General features: G+C 57.3%; 16 protein-coding genes. 4 read left to right on the top strand and 12 right to left on the bottom strand.

What is annotated here, in order from left to right; translation table 11 throughout:
- Positions 1-386: 386 nt before the first annotated feature.
- Positions 387-1,358, top strand: coding sequence for a hypothetical protein (locus AB1724_02355; protein MEW6076635.1), 972 nt, complete (start codon positions 387-389; stop codon positions 1,356-1,358).
- Between the two features lie 22 nt (positions 1,359-1,380).
- Here the strand turns inward: AB1724_02355 and AB1724_02350 are convergent, their stop codons facing one another.
- Positions 1,381-2,094 (bottom strand): aspartyl protease family protein, encoded by a 714-nt coding sequence (locus AB1724_02350; GenBank protein ID MEW6076634.1) that lies wholly within the window; start codon positions 2,092-2,094, stop codon positions 1,381-1,383.
- A gap of 179 nt (positions 2,095-2,273) precedes the next feature.
- Here AB1724_02350 and AB1724_02345 point away from each other — a divergent pair, with 179 nt between their 5' ends.
- The 3 genes from AB1724_02345 to AB1724_02335 all read left to right on the top strand — a co-directional run bounded on the left by AB1724_02345 (position 2,274) and on the right by AB1724_02335 (position 5,704).
- Entirely contained in the window at positions 2,274-3,152 is an 879-nt protein-coding gene (locus AB1724_02345; protein MEW6076633.1) for a radical SAM protein, read from the top strand.
- A 211-nt stretch (positions 3,153-3,363) separates the two neighbouring features.
- A complete protein-coding gene (gene yedF / locus AB1724_02340) occupies positions 3,364-3,954 on the top strand; it encodes a sulfurtransferase-like selenium metabolism protein YedF (GenBank protein ID MEW6076632.1) in 591 nt (196 codons plus the stop codon).
- Positions 3,955-3,994: 40 nt separating this feature from the next.
- Positions 3,995-5,704 (top strand): cation:proton antiporter, encoded by a 1,710-nt coding sequence (locus AB1724_02335; GenBank protein ID MEW6076631.1) that lies wholly within the window; start codon positions 3,995-3,997, stop codon positions 5,702-5,704.
- Between the two features lie 10 nt (positions 5,705-5,714).
- Here AB1724_02335 and AB1724_02330 read toward each other — a convergent pair whose 3' ends face one another.
- From AB1724_02330 to AB1724_02280, 11 genes are all read right to left on the bottom strand, one after another.
- Positions 5,715-6,683 (bottom strand): 4Fe-4S binding protein, encoded by a 969-nt coding sequence (locus AB1724_02330; protein MEW6076630.1) that lies wholly within the window; start codon positions 6,681-6,683, stop codon positions 5,715-5,717.
- 17 nt (positions 6,684-6,700) lie between these two features.
- Entirely contained in the window at positions 6,701-7,927 is a 1,227-nt protein-coding gene (locus AB1724_02325) for a 4Fe-4S binding protein (protein MEW6076629.1), read from the bottom strand.
- A 279-nt stretch (positions 7,928-8,206) separates the two neighbouring features.
- Complete coding sequence (locus AB1724_02320; GenBank protein MEW6076628.1) at positions 8,207-8,686, bottom strand: PaaI family thioesterase; 480 nt, start codon at positions 8,684-8,686, stop codon at positions 8,207-8,209.
- A 474-nt stretch (positions 8,687-9,160) separates the two neighbouring features.
- Positions 9,161-10,042, bottom strand: a complete 882-nt coding sequence (locus tag AB1724_02315) for a dihydropteroate synthase (protein ID MEW6076627.1) — start codon at positions 10,040-10,042, stop codon at positions 9,161-9,163.
- Between the two features lie 100 nt (positions 10,043-10,142).
- Entirely contained in the window at positions 10,143-11,489 is a 1,347-nt protein-coding gene (gene acsC / locus AB1724_02310) for an acetyl-CoA decarbonylase/synthase complex subunit gamma (GenBank protein ID MEW6076626.1), read from the bottom strand.
- Between the two features lie 111 nt (positions 11,490-11,600).
- Positions 11,601-13,811, bottom strand: coding sequence for an acetyl-CoA decarbonylase/synthase complex subunit alpha/beta (acsB, locus tag AB1724_02305; protein MEW6076625.1), 2,211 nt, complete (start codon positions 13,809-13,811; stop codon positions 11,601-11,603).
- A 49-nt stretch (positions 13,812-13,860) separates the two neighbouring features.
- Positions 13,861-15,900, bottom strand: coding sequence for an anaerobic carbon-monoxide dehydrogenase catalytic subunit (cooS, locus tag AB1724_02300; protein ID MEW6076624.1), 2,040 nt, complete (start codon positions 15,898-15,900; stop codon positions 13,861-13,863).
- Positions 15,901-15,990: 90 nt separating this feature from the next.
- A complete protein-coding gene (locus tag AB1724_02295; GenBank protein MEW6076623.1) occupies positions 15,991-17,535 on the bottom strand; it encodes an acetyl-CoA decarbonylase/synthase complex subunit delta in 1,545 nt (514 codons plus the stop codon).
- Between the two features lie 380 nt (positions 17,536-17,915).
- Complete coding sequence (locus tag AB1724_02290; protein MEW6076622.1) at positions 17,916-19,079, bottom strand: 3-hydroxyacyl-CoA dehydrogenase NAD-binding domain-containing protein; 1,164 nt, start codon at positions 19,077-19,079, stop codon at positions 17,916-17,918.
- 71 nt (positions 19,080-19,150) lie between these two features.
- Entirely contained in the window at positions 19,151-20,344 is a 1,194-nt protein-coding gene (locus tag AB1724_02285) for an acyl-CoA dehydrogenase family protein (GenBank protein MEW6076621.1), read from the bottom strand.
- A gap of 73 nt (positions 20,345-20,417) precedes the next feature.
- Complete coding sequence (locus tag AB1724_02280) at positions 20,418-21,512, bottom strand: acyl-CoA dehydrogenase family protein (protein ID MEW6076620.1); 1,095 nt, start codon at positions 21,510-21,512, stop codon at positions 20,418-20,420.
- Positions 21,513-21,607: the final 95 nt, after the last annotated feature.

Below are 21,607 nucleotides of genomic sequence, written 5' to 3'. Positions count from 1 at the left end.
CCCTCCCCCCAAGGGCATCCTAAAATATAAAATAACTTTTTTATTATCAGTCAGTTGTACAGGAATAAGGTCAACTTACGGTGTCGTTGAGACCGGTATCCGAAAGAGGTTTTACAAAACTTTTACAATTCTATTGTAATTTTGTCAAGAAAATGTGAAATCAATAAAAACATCTGCCATCCTGGTCATGACGGGGGGATGACAAAAGCCTAGCCCGGATATTTCATGAAAATTTTCGACATAAAATTGGCGTAATATTCATCAATCGGCTCATGACAGTTTGTATTTTCAAAAACATCTAAATTTTGCTCTAACGGCTTGTCTTTTATATAGAGATTTATCCATGTCGAAAAATTTCATGAAATATCCGGGCTAAGGAGTTGCGGATGGTGCCGAACGATTTTGTGCGCGCGTTTCTGTTTAACGATGCCGACATTTTACCAGGCGACGGAAAAATATCAGTGCCCATGGCCATGGACGCCGGCAAAGAGGGCTGGGTCGGTCTGCCCCACGGCGGCATCGGCATGGGCGCGATTGTCGAACTGGCGACGTTTTTTGACCATTGTACCGGGCAAAACGACTTGAGGTACCCGGTCCATTGCCGTTTCCGCATGGGAGGCAGCGAGGTAAAGGTCGGCGACACGGTACGGGTGGAGGCGGTTCCGACCGCGACCGGCATCTCCGGCCGCATCAGCGCGCCGGGGGCAAAGATGCCCTATATCACCGGCGAAATTGAATTCGGAAGGGACAACCTGGGAACCGATGAATACCAGCGCGACTATGTCCCGGACAACTTTTCTCAGCTGTCGGGAAACCTGGCGCATATCCCCTATTACCGGAACTGTTTTGTGTGCGGGGTCGAGCGGTCCATGCCGGGCCTGAAAAGACAGTTCCATCTCTGGCAAACCCCGCGGGACGGCATTGCCTGCGCCTTTGCCGGATTTAATTCTGAAGACGAGAAAACAATTCATCTCTTCAGCCGCAACGGCTGCCTGCATCCCCTGCCCCTGTTCGCCGTCCTGGATGAAACCATGGGCTGGGGCGGTTTTATGGCCTATGGCCACGGCGGGGTGTCCGTGCGTCTTCAATATACCGTGCTCAGGAAAATCGGCGTCCATGAAAAAGTAGTGTTTTTCGGCCGCGGAGAACAGGTCAAGGGCCATATCGACAAACGCCTGTTCTTCTGGGCCTCGGGCTGCGGCGCGGTAATGCGGGACGACGGCACCTTTGAAACGGTGGTTGTCTCCTCTGGGCAGTGGTATGGCATCAAGGCCCTGACCGAACAGATGAAGAATGAACTCATCCCCAAAGAGCAGAACGAGAAAATTTTCTCAATGGCCGGGGTTCCGTGGCCATGATGCGGGTTGCCGTCGATCCGGGCTATTCAGCCCAGATGATCACGCTTTTTTCAAAATCAATGATGTATTTGAATTGGCGGAGAAAATCCAGGCCCAGCAAACCGTCGAATGGCGCCTCCTTGCCGGTGTACGTTAGAACGGTAATCCAGGGCTTGGGAATGGTTTTGGATCCCACCGTGATAAAATCGATGGGAAGATGCCGGGTCTTGATCTTATCCCCGCCGGCGACAACCATACTGCCGCGCCGGCCGCCGATGATGCCCAGTTGCTCCGCAATATTGTCGTGAATGGTGGTCACATTGGCGCCGGTGTCCAGCAGCAGATTGGCCTGAACGGTTTTGCCCAGATACCCCAGGGTCACGGGGACCAGGATCTGGTTGTCACCGGTGATGGCAACGGAAGTTATTCGTTTTTCTATGGCCTGTTTTTTCCCGGCCTCTTCTTTTTCCAGGTCCCGGAGGCGTTTCTCCTGCTGGTACTTTTCCCGTTCTTCCGACTGCCGGCGCCTGATTTCCTCCAGCCTGGCCGCTTCCGCCTCGATCATGCGCTGCCGCTCTTCTTCCGGGAGATCGTCGTAAGGCTCCTTGTGGACCTGAACGCCATCCTCGCGGGACTGGGGGATGCCTCCCTGGCTGTCCGTATAGGTTTTCACACCGTTTTCATCGACGTATTCATAGAACTCGCTCCCGGAAGGAAGGGGCAGGAAGGCAAAGAGTAAGACACATATCAGAAACAATGGCTTTTCTGGCATATTGGATAGACCCATCATTTACCCCTAATAATATGAGGCCTTCAAACCAGAGTCAAGATTACGCCGCCAGCACGAGGAACCGGTTAAATTGTTTTCTCCCCAAAAAAATTTGTTTTAAATGCTAAAAACAACTATCTTGATGATGTTTCGTTCAGGAGAAAGCCATGCGTTACGAAGGACAGATTTACCGGCCCTTTTCCGAGGCCGACAGCTATCTGCTGCAGTGCACCATCGGGTGCTCGCACAACGGTTGTGCCTTTTGCGGCATGTACAAGGACCGCGGGTTCCGGATCCGGTCCCTGGATGAGATAAGGGAGGACATCCGCATGGCCCGGGAGCATTACGGGGACGTGGAAAAAGTCTTTCTGTGCGACGGGGACGCGGTGTGCATGGACACGGAGGCGCTTCTAAATATTTTACAGGCGCTTTACGGAACATTTCCCTCCCTGCGTCATGTGGGCACCTATGTGGGCCCCCAGAGCACCCTGGCCAAAAGCGCGGCCGACCTGGAGCGCCTGCGGCAGGCCGGCCTGACCAAGGCCTACCTGGGGGTGGAGTCCGGCGATGACGAGGTGCTGAAGGCCGTCAATAAAGGGGTAAACGCCGCGCAGATGCTGGAAGCGGGCAGGCGCCTGGTGGAAACGGGCTTCAACCTCTCGTCCATGGTGCTGCTGGGAATCGCCGGAACCGGAGAAAAGGCGAAACAACACGCCGCCCTGACCGCGGAAATCACCAACCGGATGAGGCCCCGTTACCTGGCGGCCCTGACTTATACCCCGGTGCCGCGCACGGCCCTGTTCAGAAAAGTCGAGTCCGGAGAGTTTATCCTGCCCGACCCTTTCCAAACCCTGGAGGAAATGAAGGTGATGTTTGAAAACATCTTCATCGACGGCCTGACCTTCATCGGCGCCCACGCCTCCAACTACCTGCCCGTCAGCGGCAGACTCCAGAAAGACAAGGCCGCGATGCTGGACACCGTCAATGCCGTGCTGGCCGCCCGCGACATGAGCGCCCTCCGGCCCGACGCCATGCGGGGGCTGTAACCGCAGCCCCTTTACCACGGCCTTTTTTCCTGATATGCTGTTTTAGTCGTCTTACCATCCGGTTTTTTCCGTTTATGTTATCGGTCCGTAGCCAATCTTTCAGTCAACAGGGGCTTCGGATGATTTTTTTGTTTGTTGCGCTTCAGCCTCCGCTGGAATGACAATGTGAAAGCCTTGTGCTGTTTGGCCTGTTTTTAAGAAAGGAAGTACCATGAAAGAAATAGATGCCCGCGGCCTGTCCTGCCCGGCCCCGGTTTTAAAAACAAAGGCTGTTCTGGAAGCCGAACCGCTCACCGGCGTAACGGTTGTGGTCGACAACCCGGCCGCCCGGGAAAATGTGCTGCGGTTTCTGGGGTCCCAGGGTTTTACCACGAACTCGGCCCAGCAGGGGGAAGACTATCGGATCACCGGCACCCGCCCTTCCGCCACGGTGGCCGCGCTTTCTCCGGAAAAGCACCGGGAGCACGGAAAAATCATGGTCCTGTGCGCCACCGACCGCCTGGGATTCGGCGACGACACCCTGGGACAGAAACTGATGGTCAACTTCATCCGCACATTAAAAGAGATGGGCGACGACCTGTGGCGAGTGGTGTTCGTCAACAACGGCGTCAAGCTGACCGTTGACGGATCGGCCGTTCTCGATGACCTGAAAGCTTACGAATCCGCGGGCTTGAAAATCATGGTCTGCGGCACCTGTCTGGATCATTTCAGTCTTCTGGACAGAAAACAGGTGGGCGAAACCACCAATATGCTTGACATCGTCACCGCCATGCAGCTGGCCGACAAGGTCATCAGCCTTTAAAGCCGCTTTTTACATGTTACCAGCGGAAGGGTAAGACGCCATGGGCCATCTGACCCCTCAGGAAATCATTGTTTTGTTTCTTTCCCTGGGGATTCTCCTCGGCGCCGCGCGACTGCTGGGAGAACTGGCCCAGAAACTGCGCCAGCCGGCGGTGCTGGGGGAACTGCTGGCGGGTGTCCTGCTGGGGCCGACGGTCCTGGGGGCGCTGGCGCCGGGGATCAGCGCCTTTCTCTTCCCCGCCGGCGGTCCGAACGCCATTGCCCTGGAAACCGTCGCCACCCTGGCCATTGTCCTGTTCATGCTGGTGGCCGGCATGGAAGTCGACCTTTCCACGGTCTGGGCCCAGGGCCGGGCGGGGTTCAAGGTGGGCGTCACCAGCATGGTGATTCCCTTCCTTTTTGCCCTTGCCCTTGCCTGGCTCAATCCGCAGTCCCTGGGTCGCCAGTCGGAAGCGCCGCCGCTGGTTTTTGCCCTGTTCCTGGCCACCGCCTTCGCCATTTCCGCCCTGCCGGTCATCGCCAAAACCCTGATGGATATGAACCTGTATCGCAGCGACCTGGGGATCGTCATCGTCAGCGCCGCCATTTTCAACGACCTGATCGGCTGGCTGGCGTTTGCCGTTGTCCTGGGGATGATCAATCCCGTTCCCGGTTATGAGGGCCGGATACTGATGACCATATCCCTGACGCTCCTGTTTGCCGGCGTGGTGCTGACTATCGGCCGCTGGCTGATCCACCGGGCGCTGCCTTTTCTGCAGGCTTACACCGTATGGCCCGGCGGCGTCATGGGCTTCGCCCTGACCCTGGCCCTGCTGGGCGCCGCCCTGACCGAATGGATCGGCATCCACGCCATTTTCGGCTCGTTCCTCATCGGTATCGCCATCGGGGATTCTTCCCACCTGCGCGAACACACCCGGGTCACCATCGAACATTTTGTTTCCTTTATCTTCGCGCCCGTATTTTTTGCCAGTATCGGCCTGAAAGTAAATTTTCTTGAGCATTTCGACGCTTCCCTGATAGCCACCGTGCTGATGGTCGCCTGCGCCTGCAAAATCATCGGCGGCACCCTGGGCGCCCGGTGGGGGGGGATGACACCCCGCGAATCCTGGGCCGTGGGGTTTGCCATGAATTCCCGCGGCGCCATGGAAATTATCCTGGGCATACTGGCCCTGGAGGCAGGTATTATCCGGCAACGGTTGTTTGTGGCCCTGATCATCATGGCCATCGTCACCTCCATGATGAGCGGTCCGATGATGCGATATGTTCTCCAGCCGACAAAAAAACGACGGTTGACCGGCCTCCTTTCCGCAAAGCTCTTTCTGCGGCAACTCCAGGCCGATTCGCGGCGAACGGCCATAGGTGAATTGACGGCCGCTGCCTGCCGAGCGATCGGCCTGGATCCGAAAACAGTAGAAGCCGCCGTATGGGAGCGAGAATCAATCACGGGAACGGGCATCGGCAACGGCGTGGCCATCCCTCATGCCCGGTTGGAAGGTCTGAAGAAACCGCTGGCGGTGGTGGGCTTTTCAGACGCCGGCATCGATTTTGACGCCCCCGACGGCCGGCCGGCGCACCTGATCTTCCTGCTGCTAACGCCGGCCGATGACCCCGGCGCCCAGTTGGAACTGGCCGCCAAAATCGCCCGCATCTTCCGCGACCCGGTCATGCTGGACCGGGTGCTGCAGACCCGGCGATTCACGGATTTCCTGGCGCTGCTCAAAAGTGTTTCCGCCGGTCCTGAAGCCATATAAGAAAAGATTCTCATAAAACCGAAGGCGCTTCCCCCATCATCCTTACATCCAGGGGCACCCCTTTTTTCTCATCCCGGACAAGTCGCAGGGCGGACTGGGGGCAGGCATCCACGCACACGCCGCAGCCCATACACTTGTCCCAGACAAGACGGGGCCGGCCCTCATCTTTCTCCATGGCGTTGAAGGGACATCGGGCCACGCATTTAAAGCAGGCATTGCAGAGGTCGTAATCCGTTTCCGGGATAAACCCCGAAGAGCACATGAACTTTATTCCAAAATGGTTCATGAACTCCATGCCGGCGCAGCAGCATTTGCAGCAGTTGCAGATGGCCCAGATCCGGCCCAGGGTCGCGTCCTTGAACCAGACCGACTGCACGTGGCCCCGGTCATGTTCCTCCCTGATGATTTGCAGGGCTTCTTCCCGGGTGATCCGCCGGCTCAGGCGGGGGCTGTGTTCGAGAACGAAATCGACAAACGGCTGGCCGGTGATAATGCACACCTGGGTCGGCTGACAGGGGTTTTCCCGGGTGGCCCGGCAGGCGCACGCCATGACCGCGAAATCAGTGGCCGGGCCGATGACAAAGTCCCTGGCCGTGGGATAGGGAATGATCTGTTCGCCCAGGTCCTGGAGAGGAATGGACCGGTCAATGGTGACGATGGCGGCCGCCTGGTCGACGGTAACGGTCTTGGCATGATAGGCCGGCCGGATCAGGCGGTCGACGATCAGCGGCCCCAGCACGGGAACCCGCCGGGACAGGTTCAGCCCCAGAGCGACATACTGTTTCAGCCAGCGGAAATAAATGTAGCCGTGCAGGAAGGAGCGGGGATCGAGCACTCGCTTCCAGCCGGCCGCCCGGATGAACCGCGTTGTAGAGGCCCGCGGATACGGCCGGCGTTCGCCGATCAGCAGGATGACCAGAGCGATGAGGATATAAGCGCCCAGCAGCAGGCCCAGCACCGTTGCGACGATTTTCAGCATGGAGGGTTCTCCGGTCGCTAGGGTTTCGGCGGTTTATAGCCCGGCCCGCTGACGGAAAACGGGGAAACCCGGCCGATGATGCGCCCGATGCCGAGTTTCAGTTTCGGGCCGAACGGAATATTACCGCCTTTTACCTCCATATACCGGTCGGCGTAATAGTCCGGCACCGTTTTAGAGGGCGGAGCATAGGTCTTTCTCTCCCTTAAGGACATGGCCTTGTTCTTGTCGCAGGCGGTGACGCACAGCCCGCAGCCGATGCAGCGGGCGTAGTTGATCGTCACCGGCGGGGACTTCTTCTCCCACCCGATGGCGTCCATGGGGCATATCCGGGCGCACTTGCCGCAGGCATCACACTGGTCGGCGGCCACCGCGGCTTCAAAACGGCTGCCGGTGATGATGGTGGGGATGTTGTAGTCTTTAAGCATTTTCAGGGCGCCGCAGCAGCAGGAACAGCAGGAGCACACCTGCAGCGGGTTGGCCAGATTATCGGTCATGTTGACCAGTCCCGCTTCGGCCGCCCGGATTTTGGCGTCAATGTACTCCTGCTTTGACACCCGGCGGGCCAGTCCTTTTTCAATGCAGAAATCCGCCAGCCAACCCATGGCCGAGCAGACATCCAGGGGCTTGTCGCACCCCTGGCCCACCAGCCGCTTTTCCTGCCGGCAGGCGCAGGCCTCGACCAGGCAGAAGCTGTTGTTGCGATCAATGGTTTCCATGAAGCTGTCGGTGGGCAGGGGAACCACGCCGCCGGACACCTCCAGGGATTTGTTCACCGGAATGATCCGCATGAAGCGGATATTTCTGTCTTTTAGGCGCTGCTCCAGCCAGGGCATCAATTCCGCGTAGAACTCCCCGAAAAGGGCGGCGAACCTGGCAAAATACTCCCGCCGCTCCGCGACCTGCTCCTCGTTTTTCGACCGGATCATCTGGGTTTCAAAGATCCCCGGCACAAAATTCATGAACGTATAGGTCTGGATGCCCTTGATCTTAAGACTGGTGATCAGCAGGCGTTCGGCCAGGGATTCCAACATGGGGGCGACCTCGGCCACGTCCCGGTTGACGCGACGGGCGATCCTTCCGGCGGTGGCCGCCGAAAAGGTCAGGGCGTTAACCAGTTGCGCCTCTTCTTCGGTAAAGGCCATGGCAACCAGGGTTTTCAACGATTCGGGCACCAACACATCCGGCCAGTGCTCCTTGAACATGAATTTCTCCGCCAGTTGAACATGCGCCCTGGTGATATTCATCGTTTTCCCCTTTCTCCTGGAGGGCCGGTTGCGGTCCGCGCCAGGCTTGGTTACCCCGGTCTCTATTAATTCACCCTGGAACTCCGTTTTGATGACTCTCCCAGAGACGTTACCATAACATATTGGAAAAAATACCGACGGAAGGCAAGCGGGAAGATGAAATTTGTAACGCCGGGGTTTGACGGGCGACCGGCGGTCGCCCCTGCGGGATGCCGGGGACCGGATCGACATAAGGGGACGACAGCCAGACTGGGCCTGGACATCCCGAAAGCGGACGGTTTATGGCGGGGATGCCGGAGCCATGGATGGCGGCATCCGCACGGCGACCACTTCTCCCCGGGCGCGGACAACGCCCTCGGCCGAGAGAGTGGTCTCCACAACGACTTTTTTGCCTTTGATCTCTTTTACCCGGCCCCGGATTTCAAGCACCGGGCCCAGAGGCGTGGGCTTGAGGAAGTCCACGTGCAGCGAGGCGGTGACAAACCGCAGGGCCGGTTCCGTTCCCATGGGCCGGTCTTCTGCCCGGTAGGCGACGGCAGCGGCGGTGCCGGTGCTGTGGCAGTCGATGAGAGAGGCGATCAGCCCGCCATAGACATAGCCGGGGATGGCGGTGTGAAACGGTTGAGGCTGGAACCGGCAGACCGTTTCTTCACCGTCCCAGTAGCTCTTGATCCGGTGGCCCCGCGGGTTGAGGCTGCCGCAGCCGTAACACCAGCTGACGTCTTCGGGGTAGTAGTCCTGAAAGGCTTTGTCGGTCATATTGTGCTCCCGCATTTTTCAGAAAATTAGGACAAAAGTTTTAAGTATTAAGTGTTAAGTTTTAAGTGTTAAGGGTTAAGGGTTAAGGGTATCTCTAAAAATTAGAATTTTAGTTCGAGGTCAAGGCGTGCGAAAATTTTAACCGGATGAATACATTGAAGTATTTCGAGGATTAAAATTTGAGCGCAACGCCGACATCGAGCCAAAAGGCAATTTTTAGAGGTGCCCTTAAGTATTAAGTTTCAGGTTTGAGGTTCGGATTTCAAGGAACAAGATTTATAATATTCGGACATGAAGGTTTGACAGTCCGGAACCACATTAACCGCCCTCCAAACCTAACACTTAAAACTTAACACTTAATACTTAAAACTTAATACTTAAAACTTAATACTTAAAACTTAAACAAAAAGCCTTTCCCCGACACATCAGGATGATGACCGGGAAAAGGCTTTTGCGGTAAAACATAGATCGCCGTTAAATTTCGAGCCAGGAATCGGAATAAAGGGTGTGGCCCAGAATGACCTTGGCGGTCTTGACGTAGTCCTGAAGTTCCTTGGTCGGCGCGTCCGGTTCGGTCCCGTCCATGACGGCCAGAACCACGTCCTTGATGTCCTGACGGTTGCCCTTGGCAATGTCGGTCAGTTTCGTGTCCAGAGGATCGGAAATGACCGAGTACATGCCGTAGCGTTCCAGCATGATCATGTAGGTCTGGTTCAGGATGGGCCGCAGGTGGGAGGGTGGGCCGTTGGAAATGTTGGACAGACCGCAGGTGCTTTTGCAGCCCGGGGCGATGTCGCCGATCATCATCTGGAAATTGAGCAGGCTCATCACCTGGTCCTGCTGAACGTTGACCGGGGTGACGATGCCGTCAAACCACATGCGCTCGTTGCCGATGCCGGCTTCGTTGGCCACGGTCATCAATTCCACGGCCAGAGCGGCGCGCTCGTTCTCGTCCCGGGGCAGGCCTTCCGGACCCCACATCAGGGCGATGAAATCGGCATTGTGTTCGGCCGCCAGCGGCACCATGCGGTTGTAACGTTCCGGCCGAACCATGATGGAGTTGACCAGGGGCGGCTGGGAGGTCGGCTGATACACTTTCAGGCCGGCTTCGATGGCGTCGATGTTGGAGGTATCCAGGGCCAGGGGCAGATCCACCACTGCCTGCACCGTCTGGATGACCCAGGGCATCAGCTCGATGCCGTCCTTTTTGGCCGGCCCCAGGTTAATGTCGATGTAATCCATGCCCTTGGCTTTCTGGTCCAGGGCCTCTTCCTGGATCGGCTTGGGATCGCGCTCTTTGAACGCCTTGCCGATCTTCTTGGAGATGACGTTTAAACTTTCACCAATAAGTATCATATCAATTTTCCTTATGCTTGCTGCCGGGGTTAATAAAGATGTCCGGGAAGGAGGGATTTAATGAGCCCTTCCTTACCCGGACAATTCTATTCCATACATTCTACTTCTTTGCTTTTTCTTTCAGGAAGGCGGGAATCAGCGACGCTTCCCGGGGACCGACGGTAATGGTCCAGCCGGCCAGCTCTTCCTCGACCTCGCCGGCGATGGCGGCGGCGTAACCGGGGATGATCAACTCCCTGGTCTTGGCCTTGTCCATGATACCGGACTTTTTCACGAAGGCGCCCACGTCGTCACCGGCGAACTTTCCGGCCGCCCAGGCGGTCATGACGGACAGACCTTCGGAATCCTTGATCAGCAGCCATGACGGCACCTTGCTGTTTTCAATTTCACCGGAAACGATGAAGTAGGTCAGGGCAAAGTTGGTGGTCACCAGGATCGGTGAGTTCTCGCCGGGGTTGTTGATCTCGTAAATGCCCTCGGTAACGGTCATGGGCCGCTGAGGATCGGTAAAGATGTTGAGGCGTTCCAGCAGCAGCGGGAAGACCGTTTCACCGGCGAAATCGGACATGACCACGATGCCGCCGTACTTGGCCACGAACATGGCGGCGATCATGGCTTCCACATCAACATTGCCGGCCATTTCACAGGGGAAAGTAATGGTGGGAAAACCCAGGGACCGGTTCTGCGCCTTGAGGGCCGCGCGCCGGATGGCCACCTGGTCTTCCAGGGCCTGTTTGACTTCCCGGGCGCCCGAATCCAGGACGATGTCCTTGAGGCCGGCGGCGGTCAGTTTGTCCGTCAGGGGAATCAGGTCGGCCACGGAACCGGCCTTGACGCCCAGGGGCAGATCGGCTTCCTTGGCGATCTTGCACATATCGTCGATATTGGCCTTGGTCGCCCCGAACAGGAGGGGACGCTTGAAGCCGCAGGCCTCAACTCCGGCTTTCATGGCGGCGGGATCTTCGGTCATCAGGATGACGTTGAATTCCGAAGTCTCGGCCACGACCTTGGCGGTGGCGGCAAAGGCCTTGGCGTCGCCGGTGTCTTTCACGGCCACCATCTCCGGCCGCAGGTTCAGACCGACGCGCTCATACTGGATGGCGTTCCAGGCTTTCAGCTTGGCTTCCAGATCCTTCTTGCTGATCTTGCCGTCGACCATGGCCGCCAGGATGGTGGGGTTGTAAAATGTTTTCTCATGGCGGCACAGGACCGTTTCTCCGCCGGTAACCCGGGCGCGGACGCCCTTGCCCAGCTTGACGGGGCGGATGGGAGGCGCGGAGGCCTCGGCCAGCTTTTCCTTGGCCTCGTCGGAAACGTACGGGCAGCTGTCAAGCTCCGCCTTGCCGGCCGCCAGGTTCATGGCAAAGGCCAGGCAGGTGGGAGCACCGCACTCCTTGCAGTTGGTCTGCGGCAGGAGTTTGAATATCTGAATTCCGGTTAAACCCATTTCTCTCTCCTTCTTTCCTTATATTAAAATCCAAAACGTTATTTAATCGTGTCACACCCCAAGCCGCGATAAAGGGACCGGGGGGTTGCCCCGGTCCCGGTCATCGCAACATTACATGAGGGGTTCCATGGAAAGCGCCGGATGGCCCTTTTCCTCCAGGAACGGCCGGATCTCTTCTTCCGTAACCCCGACGGTTTCGTCGGCGATCTTATCATACAGATCCGGAACGCCCAGCAGTTTGGCTCTGGCGTCGATGCGATCCTTGAGTTCTTCCTTGAGCATCTTGGGCATCCAGACCATGCGCAGCAGTCCGCCGTCACCCTTGAGGAATTTGCCCTGGGTGATGTTGTACTTGGAATGGCCCACGAAGCCCGGGGAGACCGCGCCGCCGCCCATGACGCCCGCCAGGGTGGTGAACTTCATGCCGCAGGGGGTGTCGCCGGTGTAATCCCGGCCGACCGTCATGACGCCGTTCAAACCCGGCAGCGTGGCCGCGATACATTCGCAGCAACCGCAGGTCGTCATGGGATCATGAACCATGGAGTAGAAGTTGTAATGGGTTACCGCGCCGCGGGAGGCCTTGAAGACAAACTCGTTGACGCCCTTCCACTGACCCAGCTTCGGATCGATGCACTCACCCTTGACGATGGGCTGGTTGGGTCCGGTGGGGTTGATCTCAAAGGACGCCTTGCAGTCCATCCAGTTATAAGCGCCGCACAGGCCGGTCCGCTCCGGGCTGATGGAGCAGACATGGTTGGGCGCGAAGGACTGACAGAGAGTGCAGGAATAGTAGGTCTCCACGTCTTCGTCGGTCATCTTGTCGACGCGCTCATCTCTCTTCTTGTACTCGGCCCGGGCCTTGGCGGTCAGCTTGTCCACGTCGTCTTTATTGGTGAACAGGGTGACCTGGACCTTGTCCAGAATCTTGCCGAAGTCCTGATGCATTTTGGCATGCAGAACCACGCCGATATCTTTCAAGGTAAACCCTTTTTCAACCGCGCCCTTGCCGACGCGCACCCAGGAGATATCGCGCTGGCCGACATGCATGATGCCCTGGATATAGTTGACCAGGTGGTGAATCTGCCGTTCCAGGATCGGCTCGAAATCTTCCTGGAATTCGCGGCCGGCGATCTGGACATAAATGCCCAGGGGCAGAACGTCGCCTTCCTTGAGATCGGGAATGTCCTTGCCCACCACGGTCACCTTGCCGTCTTCGATCTCCTTCATGTCGGCCGACTTGACCAGTTCGGTGCACTGGGTCTTGCCGCCGCCCATCTGGGAATGCAGGTCCTTGCCGCGGATGCGCTCGCCCTCGTAGGCCGGACCGAAGGAGCAGGGGATGTCGATCTGGGAAACCGTGACCTTGAGGCCGCGGACTTCCACCGAACGCTGGACCATCTCGTCATGCTTGACGTTGGCCACCACGTGCTCGTAGGTGCAGATACCCGTGGGCAGGATCTCGGGAACGTCGGTGTCGGCCAGGGTGGGGAAACCCCAGTTAACGCAGCCGGCGGCCGCGCAGGCCCACTCGGTTCCGATATCGCCCAGGGCGTTGACAAAGGCGAAAACGCGATCCTTGTTGTACATCAATATTTTCTTGTAATCGCCGGGCTGGACGCCGCCGAAGGCCATGGCGGCCCGGTTGGCGAAGCCCAGGGCGAAGACGGCCGACGAAATATCCGGGCCGAAGGGAACGATACGGGTGTTCCAGCCGACCTGGACACCGGCCTCGATGAGCTGATCGATGAGGGTGGTGCCGTTGTGATTGGCGGCGCAGAAGATGTAAAGGTTGCGCTTCTGATAATCTTCCACGATCATCTTGGCAATCTCGGGATTGGGCGCCGCGCCGACCATGGCGGCAAAGCCGGGGGCCGAACCATCGACGAATTCGACACCGCGTTTTCTCAAAATAATATCATCGGCCGGGCCGACCCACTTCTTGCCGTTTTCCAGGTCCGGGTCTTCCTGGGGAAAGTAAAAGTCCGGCTGCCGGACGATACGCAGGGCTTCCTTGATTTCATAGGCCAGGATGGACGCCATGCCGGCATCCAGCAACGGCCCCAGGTAGGGCAGATGGTTTTTGCCCTTGATATGAGGGGGCAGCAGCTTGCGGGCAAAAGCCATGGGCGCCTTCATGTCTTCCAGCGTCTTGACCTTCATGCCGGTCAGGGAATAGATGACCGGCAGAAAATACCCGGTATTGGGGAACTCCACTTTGGTATCCGCGTTCATGGATTCCAGCGCGTTGACCAGCTCGCCTTCCACCTGGGATACCACTTTATAACCGCCCTGAATGGCGGCAAAGGCAACTAACTTAGACATATTGTCCTCCTTCGTTGAGGCTTTTTATCATGTGAAAAGTAATATCCGCTTATGCATCCAGTGCCTGGCGGTCGGCCATATCCATGAGAACGCGTTCCCTGGCCTTGTCGATGCCCAGGGCTTTCCGCTTCTTGTCGATATGGGCGATCATCTTCTGCGCGTGTTTGACCGGATCCGGCTCGCAATCCCATTTGCCGCCATATATCTTTTCCATTTCCTTGTACAGGTAGTCCTGGAATACCGGTGCGCCGTCCAGGGGGAGATGGTTGCCGAAAACGGTATACACGCCTGAAGAGACAAAATAATGACCGATGGCGATGGCCTTCTCGCTCATCCACTCGGGCGCGGAACCGGCCGCGGGAATATCACAAAGATCTTTTCCCAGTCCGCCGGCTTTAATCACCTCGGTGGCCGCCAGCAGAATGCGGGTGTTGTCAACGCAGGAGCCCAGGTGAAGGACCGGGGGGATACCGACGGTTTCGCAGACTTCGGCCAGACCGGGACCGCAGTACACAGCCGCCGTTTCCGGCGTCAGCAGTCCGTGCATGGCGCAGGTAATGGCCGAGCAGCCGGTGGTTAGGACCAGAACGTCATTCTTGATCAGCTCTTTGACGATCGTGATGTGGTTTTCGTTGTGCTTAACCCGGGCGTTGTTGCAGCCGACCACGCCCGCCAGACCCCGGATACGACCATTAATGATGTTGTCGTTCAGGGTATAGTAGGTGCCGCGGAAGGAACCGCCCAGGTGGTATTCAATGGACTCGACGCCGAAACCGGCGATCTGAACGGCCTTGTGCCGGGGAATGACGACTTCGGCTTTACGATTCTTAAAGTTTTCACAGGCCATCCTGACGATTTTCACGGCGTCGTCCATGGCATGATGTTCACTGAATTCAATATGGATGACGTTATCCTGTTCCATCTTGGCGATGGGATGGGTGGTAATCAGCTTGGTGTGGAAGCACTTGGCCACGTTGGCCAGGTTCTGGAACACGCACTGGATATCCACCACCATGGCGTCGCAGGCGCCGGTCACGATGGCCAGTTCCTGCTGCAGGAAGTTGCCTGCCGTGGGAATGCCGTGGCGCTGCAGAATCTCGTTGGCCGTACAGCAGATGCCGCCGAGCTGGATGCCGTTGGCTCCGTTTTTCTTGGCGTAGTCGAGCATCTCTTTGGACTGGGCCGCGGCCACGATCATCTCGGACAGGACCGGTTCATGGCCGTGAACGATGATGTTCACGTGGTCTTCCTTCATGATGCCGAGGTTGGCTTCAGACTGAAGGGGCGTCGGCGCGCCGAACATGATGTCCTGCAGGTCGGTGGCCATCATGGAGCCGCCCCAGCCGTCGGCCAGGGACGTCCGGGTGCACTGCTTGACGATATTCTTGTAGTCCTGATCCACGCCCATGTGGGTGCGGTGCATGACCTCGACGACTTCCCGGTCGATATTCCGGGGAAGCACGCCCATCTTTTTCCATTTTTCATAAAGCGGCTTGGGCGCCCGTTTCAGGTAGGCCAGTTCGCCTTCGGGCTTGCCCCACTCGGCCAGAATTTTTTCAGCCAGTTCCAGAGCGATTTCATCAACGTTTCTGTCCTGAGTCTTGCCGTCCACCTCGACCGTGGTGGCCACGTTAAACCAGGGAGCGATCTGGAGCATGCGGCTGACATCTTTGATGGTGTAGTCATGGGTCTCTTTCCGGGCCACGGAAAGGAAGACCTCGGCCACGCTGCGGCCGTGATCGGAATGGGCGGAGGTGCCGGCCGCCACCATTCTGGCGAAGTTGCGGGCCGCGATGGTATTGGCGGTCGCTCCGCACAGGCCTTTTCTGGTGTCTTCTCCCTGAATGCCATCCTTGGGAAGCGGAAGCCGGCAGGGTCCCATGCCGCAGTTCTTGCAGCAGGTGCCCTGCTCGCCGATGGCGCAGGCCTTCATGGTTTCGGCTCTGTCAAATACGGTTTCAATCCCCAGTTTCTGGGCCCGGGCGAGCATCTCCTGAGTCGCGGGCTCGATCGAAACCTTGACAGGATCGGCTACCTTCGGCGCTTTTTCAACTTTAGCTACCGTAGCTTTTTTTTCTTCGTCTGCCATTAGAGGTTCCTCCTCATATTTAATATATTTTAATAATATTTTTTATATCTTCGGCGATAGCCACCGATGTGTCATTATCTTCGGATACGATTATCCCCGTCTGTGCAGCTTGTTTAATCTGGCAACAATTCTGTCCAGATCGGTCATCTGCTCGGCGGCGGCGGTAAATGTGTAAAGCGCCTGGCTCGTCGGCTTCCTTGCCGCAGCCAGTTTCTCGCGCTCTTCGGCCCGTTTCAGGCGCAGAACGTTCTCCTCTTCATCACGCTTGGCCCGGGCTTCGGCTTCGGCCTTTTTCTCAGCTTCGGCCGCGGCTTTTTTCTGGGCTTCAGCTTCGGCCTTAGCCTTGGCGGCCGCTTCCACTTTGGCCTTGGCGTCGGCTTCGGCTCTGGCCTTGGCATCCATTTCCGCGCGGACTTTGGCTTCGGCCGCGGCCGCGGCCGCATCTACGGCCGGGGCTGCCGGAGCAGCCGGAGCAGCTGCCGCCGCCGGAGCGGCCGGTGCGGCCTTAGGCGCCGGAGCCGCTTTCTTGGCTGCCGGAGCCGGAGCGGCTTTTTTGGCCGCCGGAGCCGCTTTCTTGGCCTCGACTTTCTTTTCCTCTTCAATCGTCAGATCGGGCTTGGGGGCCAGAGCGGCGTAGTCGATCTTGGCCGGTGCCAGAAGCTGCTTGATACCGGCCACGTCCTTGAGGGAGCCGCCGTCAGCCAGTTTATCGATGAAGGCCTTGACCATGCGGACCGCTTCCGGATGACGCATAATCAGAATGTTGCTGCCGGCCATCAGGTAAGTGACGGCGCCGACGGCTTCCATCAGGACGGCCCGTTTTTCCGGATCACCCAGGGCCGGGGCCTCATCCACGCCTTGTTTGGCTTCCTTGCAGCGCCAGACTTCGTTGCCCAGGTTGTTGATGATGGGGTACTGGAGCTTGTCGTCGCCCTGGCCCATGGCCGCCATGCGCAGGCGCTCCATTACTGAATAGGTGTATTCCATGCCGTAGCCCAGACCGCCGGTGGTCGGATCGATGACGATCCGGTCCGTGGGCATGCCCAGGTTTTCCAGCAGGATGTTGATCTGCTTGGCCAGGTTGACGTCGATGGGAGAGGAAGAGATGACGGCATGGCCGTAACCCATGGCGGCGGCGCCTATGCCCTTGTGGTTCTTCTCTTCCACCGGTCCCAGGGTCAACTGAACGTTCTGGCACTCTTCGGCGATCTTCTTGAAGACTTCCTCGTCCTTTTCCGCGTTGGCGCTGCCCCAGACGATAACCGGCACCTTAACCGCCCCGGTCACTTTCTTCACCACGGCCACCGCGTCGGCGGCACTGGCGTTCTTGCCGTTGGGATCAATACTTTTGAGCTGGAGCACGACCATGTCGGCGCCGAACTCAACGCACTTCTTGGCCCAGGCGGCCGGATCGGAAAGAACATCCTTGAACGGCGCCACGGCCCAGGCCGGCCAGTCCTCGGGCTTCATGTCCCAGAGTTCCATGGCCACCTTGGGCTTGTTCGGCATTTCCCCTTCAAACAGGTAGAAAGGTGAGGTCGTCTCTCCGCCGACTTTCACGGCAGTTTTGCCTTTTCCAATGGCAATTTCCTTGATGCTGCCGGCATAAGCTTGTTTTGTGATTTCAAAACCCACAGCTTACCTCCTTAGTAAGATTAGTTCTTTTTCCCGGCTGCCTGTCCCCGGCAAGAGTCTGTCCCCGCCGTGGATCGGCCAGCCAAATAATAGCCTTTATATATCAAAACCCCTTCCATAACTAAATTTCTTTATATTTCAATTGGTTACGATAAACAAAACCGTATTGCGCACCAAAAAAAATACTCTATATCCATATTAATACCATGTCAATACAATTTGATGGTTTGGCCATCCCTTTCCGTTGAGAACACGGACCGGGGGAAACCGGCTCAAACCTGTCCGCATGGACCGTAAAGCCGCCCCGAAAAAAAACGGGGGAACGACATCATGTCGTCCCCCCGTCTGGTCGATCCACGGAGCATTTTCCAATAAAATGGCTACTTGCCCAGATTTTTATAAGAACCGTCGACGATTTCCGGTTCCGGCTTATAAATGGCCAGGCCGAATCTCTGGTGCAGTTTGTTGAGCGCGTCGCTCAGCTGTTTGGGATCCAGTCCCGCGCCCAGGGCAAAGGGACCGGCAAAGGCCCGCATGCAGTGAACCATGCCCTGATCGATATCCTCCACGGAACCCGCGATTTTCTCTTTAAACACCCGCACCGCTTCATTGATCTGAATGGCCAGAAAATCCATGGGGCCGATTTCCTGACAGCGCTCGGCGTCGCTGATTTTGGCCTTGCCGCCTTCCCAGGTATAAATCCCCTGACCGCTCTTCATGCCGAGCTTGCCGCTGTCCAGCAGTCCCTGCAGAGTCTTGCCGGGTTTGAACTCCGGTGAAAGGGTCTCGGAATAATATTTGAGGGTATGATAGAAAACGTCGATACCGACATAGTCCGCCAGCTCAAATGGGCCCATGGGCATGCCGGTGGATTTCATGACGGTGTCGATGCTGTCCGGCTTGATCTTGCCCTCATCCAGGATAGCGCTGATCAGGGCCTGGTTGGGCGCGCCGATACGGTTGACGATGAATCCCGGAGCGTCCTTGAGCACCTTGATGGGAATCTTTTTTATCTTTTTGGTCAGCTCACAGAGCAGGTCCACGTTGGCGTCGGCTGTTTTCTGGCCGTAAATGATCTCCACGCCCTTCATGGCCGGAACCGGGTTGAAGAAATGCATACCGATGAACCGTTCCGGATGACTTACCGCCGTGGCGATTTCGGTGATGCTCATGGTGGAGGTATTGGAAGCCAGCAGGGCTTCCGCCGGCGCGGCCGCCGATATTTCCGCAAAGACCTTTTTCTTCAGGTCCATGATTTCCGGTACCGCTTCGATAACCGCCTGAACGTCCTTGACCGCTTCGGCGTTGCTCAAGGATGTGCTCAGGTTGCCCAGCACGCCGGCCTTGGCCTCGGCGGTGAGTTTCCCTTTGCCGACCAGGAAATCCAGGCTTTTGTTGATGGTGGCCATGCCTCTATCGACAAACTCCTGTTTAATATCCACCATGGTGACCTTGATCCCGGCCATGGCGCATACCTGGGCAATGCCGTTGCCCATGGCGCCGGAACCGACAACCGCTACCTTCTTAATATCATCCAGTTTCATCAACCAACCTCCTTCATCAAAGTATTCACATTATGGCCTTGTCGCATCTTCAAGAATGAACCCGGCATCTGCTATTTAAGTTCTTTTCTGGACAAATTCAAGATGTTTCTGGCCACAATCAGGTGCTGAATCTGACCGGTACCTTCAAAAATATCCAGGATCTTGCTGTCGCGCATCCATTTTTCAGCCAGGTGTTCCCGGGAAAATCCCAGGGGACCGAGCAGGTCGCAGCACTTCTGCGTAATCAGCGTGCCGTAGCGGCCGGATTTGGCCTTGGACATGGAGGCTTCCAGGTTATTGAACATCTTGTTGTCCGCCATCCAGGCCGCCCGCAGGGTCAGGAGCCGCATGGCCTCGAGGTTGGCTTCCATCCAGTAGAGTTCTCTTTCGAGGCTGCTGACATTGTTCGGGTTTTTCTGATAATCGAGCTTGCAGCCGGCTTCCGTCAGTTTTTCCCTGGTGAAATCAATGGCCGCGCCGGCCACGCCGTTGGCCATGGCCGCCACCATGGGCCGGGTATTGTCAAAGGTTTTCATGACGCCCTTGAACCCCTCGGTGCCCTTCTTGACTTCGGCGCTGCCGAGGATGTTCTCCTTGGGAATGCGGCAGTTGTTCAGCACGAAGGTGCCGGTATCCGAAGCGCGGATGCCCAGCTTATGCTCCAGGTGCTCCAGCTTGAACCCGGGCGTACCTTTTTCCACGATAAAGGACTTGATGCCGTTTTTGCCGGCTTCCTTGTCCACGGTGGCCCAGACGACCACGGCGTCGCAGCGGTCGGCGCAGGTAACGAAAATCTTTTCACCGTTTAACACCCACTCGTCTCCGTCCAGTTCAGCGGTGGTGCAGATGGAACCGGAGTCCGATCCGGAGGCGGGCTCGGTGATGGCCATGGCCGCCCACTTGTCGCCGTATTTTTCCATCTGTTCCGGCGTGGCCACGGCCGCGATGGCGGCATTGCCCAGGCCCTGGCCGGGAATGGTCAGCATCAGGCCCACGTCGCCGTAGCACATCTGCTCCACGGTCACGACAATGGAAATGTTGCTGGTGGTATCGGAGGCGTCTTTTTTCTCCGGTTCGCCTTCCTTCTTTTTCTTTTTGCCGCCGCCCATGGCGCCGCCCATGCCTCGCAGCACGTCCAGTTCCTTGGGATACTCGTGTTCGGCTTCATCGTATTTTCTGGCAATGGGCCGCAGCAGACCCATGGCAAACCCCTTCATGCTGGTCGCTACTCGCTCAAGTTTTTCCGAGAATTCAAGATCTAACATTGGTCTCTCCTTATATCTTTCATCGTCATTATTTTTTCACGCCATACCGGCAACGGCCTTTCACGCCGAACCGTTACATGGATGACAGTGCTTCCACGGTGCTGAAGCTCCGGGCATTACGGTAATACCGTTCCACCGGGTATTCCCGGATATAGCCGTGACCGCCCATGATCTGCACGCCGTAATCGGCGATCTTCATGGCCATCTCACCGGCATACAGCTTGGCCAGATAGGCTTCCCGGGTGGCGTCCTTGCCGGCTTCCAGTTTTGAGGCCGCCTTCCAGGCCATCAGGCGCATGGAATCCACTTCATAAGCCATTTCCGCCAGCATGAAGGCCACGGACTGCCGGTAGGCAATCGGCTCACCGAACTGCTCGCGGGTCTTGGCATATTCCCGGGCAAACTCATAAGAGGCGTTGGCCACGCCGGTAGCCATGGCCGCCATGGCCGCCCTGGCCCGCTGCAGCAGGGCGGCATAATTGCAGCCCTCTTCGCCGCCCAGCTTGTCGTCCGCCGGCACTTCGCAGTTTTCCAGAGAGACCGGGTACATTTCCAGGGCGTACATGCCCAGAGTCTTTTCCCGTTCACCGATCTTCATGCCCGGATTTTTCGCGTCCACGATAAAAAGTTCGTTTTTCCCGTTCACGGCCGCGGCCACCATGATATGGGAAGACTTGGCCGCCAGGGGAACAAAGCACTTCTGGCCGTTGATGACATAGGCGGCGCCCTTTTTCTCGGCAGTGGTCTTCAGGTCGACCACGTCAAAGGCGAAACGCGGCTCGTTGATCGCCAGCGTACAGGGAGAGAACTCCTCCTTGCAGACCTTGGGCAGGTATTTCTTTTTCTGGGCTTCGGTGCCCATTCTGACCAGAGGTGAGATAAACAGAGACGGAGCCGTGGCCGTGACCGCGAAAGCCATGTCGCCGTACGCCAGTTCCTCCAGGACCAGGGCGCTTTCCAGGGGGGAATCCGCCATACCGAATCCGCCGTAGGCTTCGGGGACGGAGTTGACCGAAAAGCCCAGTTCCCAGGCTTTCTGGATGGACTCTGCCGGGATACTGCCGCTTTCATCCATATCATGCGCGGTTTCGGTCACAAGCGCCTTGACCAGCTTTGCGACCTCCTTCTTGACCATTTCCTGCTGTTTTGACATCGCGAAATTAAGCATACTCCGCCTCCTTAATTTACTGTATTTAATATATTTTCCGAAAAACTACGCTTGCGTCTTTCAGAAAAAACTGACATGTCAGTTCAATATTGCAT

Source organism: Thermodesulfobacteriota bacterium (genome assembly GCA_040753795.1).
GTDB lineage: Bacteria > Desulfobacterota > Desulfobacteria > Desulfobacterales > Desulfosudaceae > JBFMDX01.
The sequence above is the reverse complement of the archived record's forward strand: the minus strand, read 5'-3'. Positions and strand labels throughout refer to the sequence as shown.